The sequence below is a fragment of the Caldisalinibacter kiritimatiensis genome, from assembly GCF_000387765.1.
Classification (GTDB): domain Bacteria; phylum Bacillota; class Clostridia; order Tissierellales; family Caldisalinibacteraceae; genus Caldisalinibacter; species Caldisalinibacter kiritimatiensis.
Genome location: NZ_ARZA01000070.1, coordinates 31812 through 47391, shown reverse-complemented (window position 1 = coordinate 47391; position 15580 = coordinate 31812). Strand labels below are relative to the sequence as shown.

10 protein-coding genes are annotated in these 15580 nt (G+C 30.8%); 8 read left to right on the top strand and 2 right to left on the bottom strand.

Translation table 11 applies throughout. The features are described from left to right. Positions 1-17 precede the first annotated feature (17 nt). Positions 18-1040: a branched-chain amino acid aminotransferase gene (locus tag L21TH_RS03675; protein ID WP_006309228.1), complete on the bottom strand. Its 1023-nt coding sequence runs from the start codon at positions 1038-1040 to the stop codon at positions 18-20. A gap of 351 nt (positions 1041-1391) precedes the next feature. On the opposite strand from L21TH_RS03675, the gene L21TH_RS03670 reads away from it, so the two are divergent. The 3 genes from L21TH_RS03670 (at position 1392) to L21TH_RS03660 (ending at position 6317) form a co-directional block, all read left to right on the top strand. Beyond that, entirely contained in the window at positions 1392-3695 is a 2304-nt protein-coding gene (locus L21TH_RS03670) for an ATP-dependent Clp protease ATP-binding subunit (RefSeq protein WP_006309227.1), read from the top strand. Between the two features lie 28 nt (positions 3696-3723). Further along, positions 3724-4095, top strand: coding sequence for a hypothetical protein (locus L21TH_RS03665; RefSeq protein WP_034429220.1), 372 nt, complete (start codon positions 3724-3726; stop codon positions 4093-4095). A gap of 521 nt (positions 4096-4616) precedes the next feature. Continuing rightward, on the top strand, positions 4617-6317 hold the full coding sequence (locus L21TH_RS03660) for a methyl-accepting chemotaxis protein (protein WP_006309224.1): 1701 nt from the start codon (positions 4617-4619) through the stop codon (positions 6315-6317). Positions 6318-6430: 113 nt separating this feature from the next. Here L21TH_RS03660 and bglX read toward each other — a convergent pair whose 3' ends face one another. Further along, positions 6431-8551 carry a beta-glucosidase BglX gene (gene bglX, locus L21TH_RS03655; protein ID WP_006309209.1) on the bottom strand — a complete coding sequence of 707 codons (2121 nt, stop codon included), beginning with the start codon at positions 8549-8551 and terminating at the stop codon, positions 6431-6433. A gap of 263 nt (positions 8552-8814) precedes the next feature. Here bglX and L21TH_RS03650 point away from each other — a divergent pair, with 263 nt between their 5' ends. The 5 genes from L21TH_RS03650 to L21TH_RS03630 all read left to right on the top strand — a co-directional run bounded on the left by L21TH_RS03650 (position 8815) and on the right by L21TH_RS03630 (position 15574). Then, entirely contained in the window at positions 8815-9819 is a 1005-nt protein-coding gene (locus L21TH_RS03650) for a LacI family DNA-binding transcriptional regulator (protein ID WP_006309207.1), read from the top strand. Continuing rightward, on the top strand, positions 9812-12196 hold the full coding sequence (locus L21TH_RS03645; RefSeq protein ID WP_006309206.1) for a beta-galactosidase: 2385 nt from the start codon (positions 9812-9814) through the stop codon (positions 12194-12196). Before L21TH_RS03650 ends, L21TH_RS03645 begins: the two co-directional genes overlap by 8 nt. A 155-nt stretch (positions 12197-12351) precedes the next feature. Continuing rightward, the gene (locus L21TH_RS03640) at positions 12352-13689 is read left to right on the top strand and encodes an extracellular solute-binding protein (RefSeq protein WP_006309205.1); all 1338 of its coding nucleotides are present in this window, start codon (positions 12352-12354) and stop codon (positions 13687-13689) included. 103 nt (positions 13690-13792) lie between these two features. After that, positions 13793-14689 (top strand): carbohydrate ABC transporter permease, encoded by an 897-nt coding sequence (locus L21TH_RS03635; protein WP_006309204.1) that lies wholly within the window; start codon positions 13793-13795, stop codon positions 14687-14689. Beyond that, on the top strand, positions 14690-15574 hold the full coding sequence (locus L21TH_RS03630) for a carbohydrate ABC transporter permease (protein ID WP_006309203.1): 885 nt from the start codon (positions 14690-14692) through the stop codon (positions 15572-15574). Positions 15575-15580 lie beyond the last annotated feature (6 nt).

The following is a 15580-nucleotide window of genomic DNA, read 5'->3' as shown; positions in this document are numbered from 1 at the left end:
CATTTCTGGTCGCTTTCTTATTTAACTTCTTTAATCCACCCTTTAGGAGCTTCTACATCACCAAACTGAATTCCAGTAAGAGTATCATAAAGCTTTCTTGTAACAGGTCCAACCTCTTCTTCACTATAGAATACGTGGAAGTCACCATTGTATTCAATACCACCAATAGGTGTTATAACTGCGGCTGTTCCACATGCTCCTGCTTCTTTAAATTCATCTAATTTATCAATATAAACATCTCTTTCCTCTACTTCCATTCCCAAGTATTCCTTAGCCACATGCATCAATGAATATTTAGTGATACTTGGAAGAATAGATTCTGACTTTGGAGTTATAAATTTATCATCTTTAGTTATACCAAAGAAGTTAGCCGCTCCAACTTCTTCAATTTTAGTATGAGTACTTGGGTCTAAGTAGATACAATCGGCATAGCCCTTTTCTACTGCTATTTCATGGGGAAGAAGACTTGCAGCATAGTTACCTCCAACCTTTACTCCACCTGTTCCTTTAGGTGCAGCTCTATCATGCTCTGCTACTGTGAAGTTTACAGGTTTTAATCCACCTTTGAAATAAGGACCTACTGGAACGCAAAATACGCAGAATAGATATTCAGGAGCAGGTTTAACACCAACATTGTCACCAACACCTATTGCAAAGGGTCTTAAATAAAGTGTTGCACCTGAACCATAAGGTGGTACATATTCTTCATTTGCTTTAACAACCTGCATACATGCATCAATAAATTTTTCCTCTGGTATTTCAGGCATTAATAGTCTTTTTAAACTTTTATTCATACGTTTAGCATTTTCATCAGGTCTGAAAAGTTGAATTTTTCCTTCTTTTGTATGATAAGCCTTTAATCCTTCAAAGCATTGCTGACCATAATGTAGAGCTGTTGATGCTTCACTTATACAAAGTTTATTATCTTCTACAAGTTTTCCTTCATCCCAGCTTCCGTCTTTGTATCTTGAAACATAACGATAATCTGTTTTGATATATTCAAACCTTAAATTTTTCCAATCAATGTTTACACTACCCAATATAAACCCTCCATTTTTAAAATTATTAAATAATGTACAAGCATATACTTATCTCTTTTTAATAGTTTCTTCTATTAGTAAAAAAATATTATTTGATTTATTAAAAAAGTATATGCATAATATAGATAGTTATGTATATATTAGTGGAATTTTTATTTTCATCTTAACTATGATTATTTAATAAAAATAAGAGATAATCTGAAATAACGCTAAATGTTGGAATAATAACCACAAAATAAGAAACAAACCTATAAAAACCATAAATCAGTAATATTAGTCTATGTTATAATAGTGTGATATAATATAATGAAACAAAAAAATATACCATATTAAAATATGGAGATGATAAATATGAAAAAATGTTCAATTTGTAAAAAGAATATAGCAGTTATATATACTACTAAATTTGAAAATGGAAAACCAGAAGTAGTTGGATTATGTATAGAGTGTGCTAAAAAAATGGGTATTCCTGTAGTAGATCAGCTTTTACAGCAGACAGGAATGAACCCAGAAGATATAGAGAACCTTACAGAGCAAGTTAATGAAATGTTTGAAGATATGGACATAAATGAATTTGATAACAATGACATGCTTATGAAATTATTTAACGGCTCTTTTCCAGCATCGGATAATGTAGATGATATGAACGATACTGAAGAAGAAGTAGTTTCTGATAAAAAGGATGAGTCATATCAAAAAGAAAAGAACAAAGAGGAAAAAGAAAAATCCAAACACAAAAAAGCTAAGAAAAAAAAGAAAAAACACTTAGACACATATGGAGTTAATTTAACAGCTAAGGCTGCAAATAACGAAGTAGATAGAATTATTGGTAGACATAGAGAGATAGATAGAGTAGTTCAAATTTTAAATAGAAGAACTAAAAATAATCCAGTATTGATTGGTGAACCAGGAGTAGGTAAAACCGCTATAGCAGAAGGGTTAGCTGTTAGGATTGTAGAAAAGCAAGTTCCTTCAAAGTTATTTAATACAGAGATATATCTTTTAGATTTAACTGCAATTGTAGCAGGAACTCAGTTTAGAGGACAATTTGAAAGACGTATGAAAGCTATACTAAATGAAGCTAAAGAATGTGGTAATGTAATACTTGTAATAGATGAAGTTCATAATATTGCAGGAGCAGGAGAAGTACAAGGCGGTGTTATGAATGCTGCTAATATACTGAAGCCATCTTTAGCTAGAGGCGAAATTCAGATTATAGGGGCTACAACCCTTGAAGAATATAGGAAACATATAGAAAAGGATTCTGCCCTTGAGAGAAGATTTCAGCCAGTATTGATTGAAGAACCTACTATAGAAGATAGTATAGAAATATTACAGGGTATAAAGGATTATTATGAGGATTATCATAAAGTGAAAATAACTGATGAAGCTATTGAAGCAGCGGTCAGATTGTCAGAGAGATATATTAACGATAGATATTTACCAGATAAAGCAATAGACGTAATAGACGAAGCTGGTTCTAGAGTTAATTTAAAAAATCAAGGTTTAGTGGAAATAGAAGCTTTAAAGGAAGAACTTAAAAAGATACAAGAGCAAGAAGAAGAAGCAGCTTTTAATAATGAGTATGAAAAAGCAGCTGAATATAAAATGGAAGAATGTAGGATTAAAGAAAAAATCGAAAATATAGAAAAAGAATGTAGTGAAATAGAGATTACAGAAGAGGATATTGCATATGTAATAGAGGCATGGACTAAAATACCAGTACAAAAGATTACAGAGGAAGAAGCCAAGAAGTTATTAAACTTAGAAGAGAGATTGCATAGACGTGTAATTGGACAAAACAAAGCTATTGAAAGTTTAGCTAGAACCATAAGAAGGAATCGCTCTGGATTCAGAAAGAAAAAGAAACCATCATCCTTTATTTTTGTAGGGCCTACTGGAGTAGGAAAGACTGAGTTGGCTAAAACATTGGCTCAAGAGCTATTTGGAACAGAAGAAGCGATGATTCGCATAGATATGTCGGAATATATGGAGAAACACACTGTATCAAAGTTAATAGGAGCTCCTCCAGGATACGTGGGATATGATCAAGGTGGTTTCTTAACTGAAAAGGTAAGAAGAAGACCTTATTCTGTAATACTTTTAGATGAGATTGAAAAAGCACATCCAGAAGTATTTAATTTATTACTTCAAATACTAGAAGATGGAAGATTAACTGACAGTCAAGGAAGAACTGTATATTTTGAAAACACAGTTATAATTATGACTTCAAATGCTGGAACTAACTTCAAGTCAACTGGAATGGGATTTGCAAAGGATAATTATTATGCTTTAGAAGAGAGTGTAAATGATGCACTTAAAGAAACCTTTAGACCTGAGTTTTTAAATAGAATAGATGATACTATAGTGTTTACTAAATTAACTAAAGAAGAACTTAGAAAAATAGTAGACCTTATGCTTAAAGAAGTAATTGAAGAGGCCAAGGAAAAAGATATGACTATAGAAATATCAGACGAAGTTAAAGAATTTATACTAGAAAAAGGATATGATGAAAAATATGGAGCAAGACCTTTAAGAAGAACTATTCAAAGATATATAGAAGATGAAATAGCTGAAGAGTATTTAAGAAAAAGATTTAAAGAAGGAGACCATATAAAAGTTACATTAGAAGGGGAAAAGGTAGTATTGAAGTGAAAAATGTGTATATGAGAGGATGTCTAATATGACAAAGAAATTTAATTTAAGAAGTTTATATTTGTATTTAGTGTGTCTTATAACATTAATAATTTTTATTGTGAGCTTAATACAGACAGTAGATAATTTAATGGACGTAGTATTAGTTAACGATGGATATATACAGACCTACGAGATATATAAAGAAAAATATCGTAACAGAGGAGATAATCCAGAAACAGTATATTCTAAAACAGAAGAGGAAATTCAAAAAGAATATGATGCCTATGTGGAAAGGGAACAGGATAGACAGAAAAGAATGAATATAAAAGGATTAGTTTCTAGTATTTCTGCAGCTCTTATAGCAGGAGCATTTTGGATTTATCACTGGAGAAAAGTACAAAAGGAAAAGGATGAATAATTGATTACCAAAAAGCGAGCAAAAGCTCGCTTTTTTTTGTTAAAGAAAGTATATTTACAATATATGCTATAATCAAGCTATATACAGAGGTTGGAGCATGGAGAAAATAGTGGTAGAGACCTAAGAGTATTTGACCAAAACCTAAGAGCTAAGAACTGAGAACTAAGAGCTGAGAACTAAGAACTGACTAAAATGCTGCTTACTACTAACAACGAACCACTAACTAACAAAGCGACGTAGTCGCATTTGTTTTTTAAAAAGAAATTAACTTAAAATTTACAAGCTATGATTGAAAATAAATAAAAATAGGAATAAAGTCCCAAAGAAAAAATATAATTGGGAAAAACCTAGAAATTAAGGTAATAAAGTGATATAATGTCAAACAGAACACATTTTGAATTATTTACCAAGTCGTATATACAAATCGTGGTAACATTAATAATCAAAGCTATAGTACCCAATTTATTATTATTATTCACAATTAATTGTGGAAATAAAATTAAAACATAGGAGGGTATATAGTGTTAAATAAGCTTAGAGGATTAAAAGTAATTAATTTGATTTTATCTATTGTAATACTATCGGTTATTGCTACAGGCGTTATTGGAGCTATTGGATTTACCAATATGGGCACTATAAATAACAACTTAGAGGATATATATAACAACAATTTACAATCTATTATTTACATAACATCAATTAGAGCAAATTATTTATACATAAGGATTGCTGCTAATAAAGCATTAACAGAATATACAGATGATATTAACAAGAGTATAAAAGAATATGATACTAAGATAAGAGATTATTTTAAAAAGTATAAGGGGATAGATATTAATGATGAGGAAAAAGGACTAGTGGACAGCTTAGAAGCAGACTATATAAAATATATGGAACTATGGGACAAGGGTAGAGATAACTATTTAAGCAAAGGCTATTCTTTACCACAATCACATATAAATGAAATGGTAAATATATCGAATAACTTGGATAATAAAATAAAAGAATTAAGAGATTATGAAGAAGAACATGCCGCTAAAGAAAAACAGACTAGTGACCAAATATTTAATAACAGTATTAAAGCATTTTTAATCTTATTAGGTATTATAATTGCTATATTGGGTGTAGTTGCCTTCGTTATTATAAAAATTATAAAAAAAGAATCTGAAGAAATGGTAGACAAGTTAAATACGGTAGCTGAAGGGAATTTTAATATAGACTTAAAAACTGACTATAACAATGAATTCGGTAAAATGAAAAAAGCATTAGATAGAACGGTTAAAAACGTATCTGAAATGATTAAAAATATAAAGGATACTTCAGTAAATGTAGAAGACCATGCAGAATCATTATCGGCAATATCAGAGGAAATGTCTTCGGCATCTCAAGAGGTTGCGGCCACAACACAAGAAGTAGCCAAAGGAGCTACAAATCAAGCAAATGATATAACGGAAGTTGTTAATTTATTAGAAGATTTAACAAATAATATTGATAACATATATGACCAATTAAAATCTGTAAGACAACATACCGATGATACAACGAGCAAAGCAAAGGACGGAAAAGAACAATTAGATGTACTATTAAAATCCGTAGATGATATTAGAAATTCTTTCGATGTAGTATTAAATAATGTAATGAATTTATCGTCATCTATATCTGAGATAGGAAAAATTACAGATGTTATAGCTGATATTTCAGAGCAAACCAATTTACTTGCATTAAATGCAAATATAGAAGCAGCTAGAGCAGGAGAAGCAGGAAGAGGATTTGCGGTTGTAGCTGAGCAGGTAAGAAACTTAGCTGAGGAATCTAAAAAATCTACAGTTGAGATACAGAGCTTAATTGAATCAATATCTAAGGAATCTAATCAAGTAATAAATACAGCAAAGGATGTTGAAGGCTTTGTAAAATCACAGACAGAAATAGTAACTAGTACTACATCTTCTTTTGAAGACATAATAGAATCAGTAGAAAATGTAGCACCACTTATTGAAAATACATATAAATCAATTAATCATACAGTTGAATCAAAAGATAGGGTTTTAAATAAGGTTGAAAATGTAAGTCAAGTTGTTGAAGAAACATCATCAGCAACTCAACAAATATCTGCATCATCAGAGGAAATGGCTTCTTCAGCAGAAGAAGTTGCTGCATCGGCACAAAGCTTAACAGGAATGACAAAACAACTTATAGATGCAGTAAAGAAGTTTGAAGTCTAAATATTAATTATTAAGCCTAACCATCTTTTATAAAGATATGGTTAGGCTTAATTTTATTTTGTTTATTTAAATATAACTAAAATATTAGAGAGTGTAAAGAAATTTAGTATATTCTATTTTATAAAAAAATTTTGTTTGAGCCCTTCTTGAGAATTTGGACCTACCCATACATAAAATTCTCCAGGTTCTACTGCTAAATTATAATTTTTATCTAAAATACTTAGCTCCTTTGCAGTTAAAGTAAATTGTATAGTTTTTGTTTCACCAGGTTGGAAACTAACTTTAGTAAACCCTTTTAACTCTTTAATCGGTCTTGTATAATTACTTACCAAATCTCTAATATATAATTGAACTATTTCTTCTCCTGGCATATTTCCAGTATTAGTTACATCTACCCAAACTTTAAGGCTTTCATTTGGTTTAATAATCTTTTTACTCAGCTTAAGGTTAGAATATTTATAAATATTATAACTTAATCCATATCCGAATGGATATAATGGAGTTTCTTCAATATCAATATATTTCTTAAAATTAGGACGGCCAGTGTTTTTGTGATTGTAATATATTGGAATCTGTCCTTCGGCTCTTGGAAATGTAACAGGTAATTTTCCACTAGGATTATAATTACCAAATAACACATCACAGATGGCATTACCAGATTGTATACCTAAATGCCAAGCTTCAACAATTGCTTCCACATTTTCTGCTAACCAAGGGATGACTAAAGGTCTACCATTCATTAAAATGGTAACTATAGGAGTGGTAGTGTTAGCTTTAATCGCATGAATTAAATCCTGCTGTGGTTTTGGGAGTCCTAAGTATGCTCTATTATGGTTTTCACCACTCATAGCTGCACTTTCTCCTAATACGGCAATAATAATATCTGAATTTTGTGATGCTTTTATAGCTTCTTTTACACCATTAGGAATTTCTTTATTAATTTCACAGCCTTTTACAAATGTTATTTTAGTATTTAAAGATAATGAAGATTTGATTGCATCTAATACTGTTACTACAGTTTTAGGATTACCTTTACAAGCCCAACAACCTAATGGATTTACTTTATCATCAGCTAGTGGACCTATAACTGTTACTCTTTTAATATTTTTATCTAAAGGAAGAATATTATCCTTATTTTTAAGTAATACAATAGATTTTCTAGCAGCTTCTCTAGCTTTGCTTATATGAACATTAGAAAGAAATACTTCTTTTGACATTGATTCATCTACATAAGGATTGTCGAATAGTCCCAGCCAATATTTAACTCTTAGTATTCTTCTAACTGATTCATTTATAAGTTTTAATAGCTCAGGATTTTCGTTAATTATATTTTTTAGATTTTCTATGTATACGCCAGAGTGCATATCCATGTCTACTCCAGCTTTTAAGCCTTTTTCTGCAGCATCCTTTCCGTCATTAGCAAATCCATGAGGGATTAACTCTTCAACAGATTTCCAATCACTTACTACAAATCCATTAAATTGCCAATCTTTTTTTAATATTTGTGTTAATAAATAATAATTTCCTGAAGCGGGTATTCCGTTTAAATCATTAAATGCAGACATTATAGTAGATGCTCCTGCTTCAATTGCTGACTTAAAAGGAGGTAATATAGTTTCTCTTAAAACTCTTTCTGATAAATCTGTGGTATTGTAGTCTCTACCACCTTCTGCCCAACCATAAGCAGCGAAATGCTTTGGACAAGCAGCTGTTCTAGGATATTTACTTTCATCTAGGCTTTGAAATCCTATAATCCTTGCTTCTGCTAACCTAGAACCGAGATATGTATCTTCTCCAGACCCTTCAGCAATTCTACCCCATCGAGGGTCTCTACATATATCAACCATAGGAGCAAATATCCATCGTATACCCTCAGTAATAGCTTCCTTTGCTGCTACCTCTGCAGTGCTTTGCACCAATTCGGGGTCCCAGCTACAGGCTTCAGCTAAAGGGATTGGGAAAATAGTTTTATATCCATGAATAACATCATCACCAATAAGAAGTGGAATACCAATACGACTCTCTTCTACTGCTATTCTTTGAAATTCATTAATTTTTTCTGCACCACTTACGTTTAAAAGAGAACCTATACGGCCTTCGCGTATTAATTGAATTTCCTTTTCTTTGCAGCGGCCAAACTGGGTCATTTGTCCAATTTTTTCTTCTAGAGTCATTTCATTTAATAAGGTTTCTATTTTTTTTTCGTATTCTTGCGATAAAACAAATTTTTTCATATACCATCACCTATCCTTTCGGTTTGTCAAAAAATTATACAAAAAAACAGTTGCCAAAAAATTATTTTTGAGTTAAAATTTAAATAGGAAGATGATGGTATAGTAATATAATAATTTATACCGATTTTTAAGTCAATTTTTTTATAACAAAAATCGAAACGTTTCGAAAACAAAAAATCAAAAAAATGGAATAGTAATAGAAATATATTTTTTTATCAATTCATCGAAACGTTTCGAAATAACATATTGAAAGGAGAGAAGATTTGGCTACATTAAAGGATGTTGCAAAAAAAGCAAAGGTTTCACTTTCTACAGCTTCGTATGCTCTTAATGGTGGTGAAAGAGTAAGTAAAGAAACAAGAGAAAAAGTTCTGAAAGCAGCAGTTGAGCTTAACTATCATCCTAATGGAATAGCTAGAAGCTTAAAAAAGCAAAAAACTAATACTATAGGGTTATTTGTCCATGATTTTAGTGGACCCTTTTACAATGAAATTATTCAAGGTATTCAAGATTCCTGTAAAAATTTTGGATATGATTTAATAGTTTGCACAAATAATTCATCAAAGAGGTTTTTAAAGGAAAAATTAGTCGATGGAGCAATTATAATTGACCCATACATCCCTGATGATTTACTTATTAGTGTAGCCGATAGAAATTTCCCTATAATCACAATGGATAGAGAGTTAAATAATGATTATATATATAATATTTTACTTGATAATAAAAAAGGAGCTTATGATATTACTACTCACCTTATCAAGTTAGGAATAAATACGATTGGCTATATAAGTGGACCAGACAACTCCTATGACAACAGGAGACGTTTTCAGGGGTATAAGGATGCGTTAATTGATAATAATAAAAGATTTAGTGAAAAACTTGTTCTTCACAGCGATTTTACAGAAAAAGGTGGATATGAAATAGTAAAGGAATATGCTCAGAAAAATAGTTTACCAGAAGCTTTTTTCTGTTCCAATGATGAGATGGCTATTGGTGCAATAAATGCTTTAAAGGAATTAGGGATTAAGATACCAGAAGATATAGGCATAGTAGGGTTTGACAATATTAATATATCAAAATATATTTCACCTCAACTTACTACAGTAAATATTCCAAGGTTTAATTGGGGAGCTAAATGTGTTGAGATATTGATGAAACTCTTAAATAAAGAACAGATGAGTGAAAGATTAATAATGATTCCAGTCGAATTAGTGGTTAGAAATTCTTGTAGAAATACAAGCGGGAGGAATGGATTAAGTTATGATTGACATTAAGAATGAAAAAGTAATGATAAATGGACATGAAAGAATGTTATACGGTGGAGAACTTCATTACTTTAGAGTTCCTAGAGAAGAGTGGAGAAATCGTATTCAAAAAATTAAAGAAGCTGGTTGTAATATGATAAGTACTTATATACCATGGATTTGGCACGAACAAGAAGAGGGAAAAATTGACCTAACTGGTTATACTCGTGCAGAAAGGGATTTAAATTCATTTTTAAAATTATTATATGAAGAAAACGTTTATTGTCTGGTTAGGCCAGGACCTTATGTGATGGCTGAACTTAAACAAGAAGGTCTTCCGGATTGGGTACTTGATAAATATCCAGAGGTTATAGCTAGAAAACAGGATGGCCAGATTCATCCTACTAAAGTGGTTAGCTATATGCATCCAAAGTTCTTAGAATTGGTTTCAAAGTGGTATAAAGCAGTATGTGAAATAATAGAGCCATATCAGATTACAAAGGGTGGTCCAATTATAATGTTTCAACTGGATAATGAAGTTGGAATGCTACAATGGGTAACTAATCAAGCTGATTATAGTGATATCACTCTTAATTATTTTAGAGATTACTTAATAGATGAATATAAGAGCTTAGACAACTTAAAAGAAAAATTTAGAGTCAATGTTTCAAGTTTTGAGGAATTTGCATTTGAATATACATTAAATCAGGAAGAAAACTATGCATTACCTCTTCACTATGAATGGGGCTATTTCATGAGAAATTACTATAAGAAATATATCAATAAGCTAAAGGAAATTGCAGAAGGTTATGGAATAGAGGTTCCATTTGTTGTAAATATTCATGGATTTACAACCCATGACTTATCAAAACGTGGGATTGCTTATCCGATAGGGATATCTCAGCTCCATGATACAGCTGAAATTGATAAAGTTGTATTAGCTGGTGACTATTATATAGGTAATGTTAATTATGATAACTATCATGACATAATAATAGCTAATGCCTTTACTAAAGCAGTACAATCTGATAAACAGCCATTATTCTCAGCTGAATTTCAAGGGGGCTGTATATCTGATATACCAAGGCTTCAACCATCAGCCTTTGATTTGAATACAAGGATATGTGTAGCCCATGGAATGAATGGTCTTAACTACTATATGTTTGCAGGTGGAGAAAATTATGAAGATATTGGACTTTTCGGTAGAAGACATGAGTGGCAGGCTCCATTAAGTTCTAAAGGAGAAGAAAGAGAACACTACTATAAAATTAAGTATTTAGGAAAAATGTTCAGAATATTTGAAAAAGAAATACTATCAACTAAAAAAGCTACACAGACATACTTAGGGTTTTATCCTGATTATTATATGACTGAATATTTTAATGAATATACGAAAGATATGGTAAACAAGATTACTGCATATCGTGACCACTTTGGATTTAATGGAGTTATTAGGGGATTAACCGTAGCTAATATCTCATATGAAGGTTATAACCTTTTAAAAGAAAGCGAAATATTGGTTGATAAAATCCCTAGTTTATGGGTTTTAACAACTGATTGGATGTCAGCAGATATTCAAATGAAGCTTTTAAGATACATAAAAAATGGTGGGAAACTAGTGTTATTCCCTACAGTGCCAACTAAAGATTTTGATGGTAAAGATTGTACTATTCTTTTAGATGGAATTGACATTGAGTTCAAGGATAGATTGCATGTAAGACATGAGTTAAATGTTAAGGGTATGGACTCTGTAGTTGTATCATATTCTGAATCATATCAAGGAGATAATATTGAGACAATTGCAGTAAGAGAAAAGGATAAAACAGAGGATATTACTGCATTTTCTAAATATGTGGGAGATGGAAAAGTAGTAGTATTCGGAGTAGGTATGGAATTTGACTTTCATTATAAAAAACAAGTTATTTTAGATATAGCAGAAGAAATAGAATTAAAACCTTTAGTAGATAAAACTGATAATTTTTTGGAAGTTGTTATAAGAGAAGATGAAAATAGTAAAAAGTTTGTGTTCATTCATAACTATGATGAGTATGCTAGAAAAACAAAAATTACTTATAAAGGACAATTATTATTTGATGGAAATGAGATAATGATACCACCTCGTAGTGGAGTAATGCTACCGATTAATTGTCTAGTATATGATGATATAGTTGTAAATTATAGTACATTAGAGATATTTGACATAATAAAAGATAATAAAGCTGTTACATTGTTAATAAAGACCTTCGGGCAAGGAGAAATTTTATTAACAAGTAAAAAATACCTTCCATTGAATTATGATGAAATTTGGGAAAATGAAGATGGTTATTCATATAAAGTAACTATTGATAGTACTGACGAAGTATTCAAGTTAATTTTAGCTAATAGAGAAAATATTAGTTAAATCAGGTATTAAATAAGTAAAGAGTTGTTTAAAATTGAGATAAAAAATATAATTTAAAGGATTTTATAGAGATAAGCTAAAAATTTACAAAGTTTGATTATCAAATATTTTTATATAAAGTTAAATTTAATTAAAAAGAGAAGGGGGAAATATTGATGAAAAATTTTAAAAGAATTATTTCACTATTTCTTACAGTAGTTATGGTTACCATGACTTTTGCAGGGTGTTCTAGTCATCAGACAAAAACAGAACAACAGACAGGAAATCAAGATAATAACACTAGAGAAAATATTATTAGTAAAGAAGATTTTAAAGGTGAAATTGAATTAATGGTTCCAGCTGGAGATTATATTTCATTCATGAAAGAAAATATAATCCCATATTTTGAAAAAGAGTACCCTAATGTAAAAGTAATTGTTACTGATGACCAAAACATAGATACTAGAATCGCAGCAGGTGATGCTCCAGATGTTTACGCAGGTGTTTTTGGGTATCAGCCAGCCAAGTATGCTAAAATGGGCAAATTAGTGAATTACGAAAAATTTGAAGATTATAATGAACTTTTTGCACGCATTGATGAAAGGTACATAAATAAAAACTTTGGTGGATTATACTATGTTCCATGGAATGCAACTACTCAGCTTATGATATATAATAAAAATCTTTTTAAGGAAGCAGGATTAGATCCAAATAAACCGCCAAAAACTTTTGAAGAATTCTTAGAAACTGCGGAGAAGATAAGCAGACTTCCAAAGCGTGAGGATGGTTCAAAAGTATATGGTACTGTATTTTGGAATGAAGCTTTAGCATGGGGTGGCTGGTACTGGACTATGTTAACCCAGATATACTACAACATGAATAATGGGCAGTATCAGTTATTTAATAAATATGGTACTGATGTAGTATTTGATAAAGAGGATGCCAAAATGGGTGAATTCTTTCAATTCATGAGAAAAGCTCAAGAGTATGCACCACCAAACATGGAAAAGAATTTCTTCTCTCGAAATATTGGTATGTGGCTTCAATTTGGTTATGGATGGAAGGCTAATTTAGATGAAGCTGCAGGTGAGCCAATGGAGATTGGTAAAGATGTTGGAGTGGCTCCTATACCTGTTCCTAAGGAAGGAGATACTCATTGGTCTACACTAGATGGTCGTGCTTTAATGATATTTAAAAGTAAACCTGAACAGGAAAAATTAGCTTGGGAATTAGTTAAGTTTCTTATGAGAGATGATAAGAATTTAGAAGCTTGTAAAACGTTAGGACAACTTCCTACTTTGAAGTCATTAAAAAATGATCCATATTTCCAATTACCAGAGAATAAACCATTTGTAGAGCAACTTAAATATACTCTACCAAATGAACCATTTGCTGAAGTAGATGATGTCGCAAACATTATTCAACAAGTATACATAGAAACTGTTATTGAAAAGAAAATAAGTCCTGATGAAGCTGTGGGGAAAAAGCTGCTAAAAAAGCAAGAGAGATATTAAAGAATAAATAAAATCAACTATTATTAATACTGTCTGCAACTATATTACTAGTAGTTGCAGACAGATGTTTTAATAGGATAACTTAAATAAAGGAGATGAAAAAATGAAAAAAAAATTATCCTCTAAACATATCTGGGGTTATATATTTATATCTCCTTGGATAATGTACTTTTGCGTATTCTTAGTTTATCCTTTTATTTTAGCTTTTAAGAATAGTTTCCTTGATTTAAATGTGCTAGAGCCAGAAAAAGCTCATTTTGTTGGATTTGGAAATTGGATAGATGCTGTATCAGATAAACTATTTTGGAAATCAATATTTAATATAATTTATAATCAATCTATATTTATAGCTCTTACGTTTTTATTAGGTTTAGCCTTTGCAATTCTTTTAAAAGAAATAACATTCGGTGGTGCATTATTTAGGACGATTTACTTTTTACCAGTTATAACTTCTATTACCGTAGCAATGATTATATTTAACTTTATATCTAGTCCTGAGGGGCCAATTCAAGCATTATTAATGAAATGGAATATAATTAGTGAACCCATATTTTGGAGATTCGATAAGTGGCTACCTATGCCTATATTAGCTGTATTTAACAGCTGGAAGTGGTTTGGTGTTCAGATGATTATCTTCTTAGGGGGACTGATGTCAATTGATCAACGTATTTATGAGGCTGCTGACATTGATGGTGCTGGTTGGTTTAGAAAATTATTTTCTATAACCATACCATTACTTAAACCCCAAATAGTTTTTGTATTAACAATGAATATTATCAATGGACTTCAGATGTTCACAGAAGTATTCATGAATTTTGATTTATATGGTGGACCATATAATTCAGGGTTAACTCCAGTTATGTATTTATATGCTAAAGGTTTTGATAAGATGCAAATGGGAGATGCCTCAGCAACAGGTTTATTATTAGCATCAATAATCTACTTATTAACTATGATACAACTAAGAATATTAAATAAAGGAGAAGAGGAAGGGATTTAAATGGAGAGAACTTATGAGTGTAAATATGTTGATAATAAAAAAATAAAAAAAGGTATTAGAATAAAGAGACATAAAGTTATAAAAAACTTTATAATCTATGCGATATTGATATCTGGAGCTTTTGTAGTAATATATCCTTTCTTTTTCATGGTAATTAACTCATTAAAGACTGGTCCAGAGATTATGCATCACCCTAATGCTTTACCACGAGAAATTTCATTAAAAGGATATATAGGAGTATTTAAGTTACTAGATGTACCGAGATTATTTTTAAATACTATTTTTATTTCAGGTAGTGTAACAATATTAAACACTATCTTTTCTTCAATGGTAGCGTATGGAATCGTAAAAACACAAATTCCAGGAAGAAAAGTTTTATTTAAAATTATATTAGGCTCTATGATGATTCCCGGAATTTTGTTACTAATACCAACTTATATGATGATGTATAACTGGAATTGGATTAATACTTATAGAGTACTTATTATTCCAGCAGCTATAAGTGCTTATAATATTTTTTTGATGATGCAGTTTATGAAGCAAATCGACAATGCATATTTGGAAGCTGCTCGTATTGATGGTGCTAGTGAATGGCAAATATTTTGGAAAATTGTTTTACCCATGTCAAAACCAGCACTGGCTACTATAATGATTCTTACTTTTATGGGAAGTTGGAATGACTTTTTTGGGCCATTATTATATTTAAGGGATGAATCTTTAATGACTTTACAATTAGGATTGTACCGTTTTAGCAGTTCTATTCCAGGGAAACATATAGAGCAGTTATGGGCTGCTACAACAATGATTTCCATTCCTGTAGTAATAGTATTTTTCTTCTTGCAAAAGAATTTTATAAAAGCTTTTACAGGCATAGGCCTAAAATAATTACAG

Excerpts from the sequence above, each read along its gene's own strand:
- L21TH_RS03670 (WP_006309227.1), top strand. The coding sequence starts at position 1,392 with ATGAAAAAATGTTCAATTTGTAAAAAGAATATAGCAGTTATATATACT.
- L21TH_RS03665 (WP_034429220.1), top strand. The coding sequence starts at position 3,724 with ATGACAAAGAAATTTAATTTAAGAAGTTTATATTTGTATTTAGTGTGT.
- bglX (WP_006309209.1), bottom strand. The coding sequence starts at position 8,551 with ATGAAAAAATTTGTTTTATCGCAAGAATACGAAAAAAAAATAGAAACC.
- L21TH_RS03645 (WP_006309206.1), top strand. The coding sequence starts at position 9,812 with ATGATTGACATTAAGAATGAAAAAGTAATGATAAATGGACATGAAAGA.
- L21TH_RS03640 (WP_006309205.1), top strand. The coding sequence starts at position 12,352 with ATGAAAAATTTTAAAAGAATTATTTCACTATTTCTTACAGTAGTTATG.
- L21TH_RS03635 (WP_006309204.1), top strand. The coding sequence starts at position 13,793 with ATGAAAAAAAAATTATCCTCTAAACATATCTGGGGTTATATATTTATA.
- L21TH_RS03630 (WP_006309203.1), top strand. The coding sequence starts at position 14,690 with ATGGAGAGAACTTATGAGTGTAAATATGTTGATAATAAAAAAATAAAA.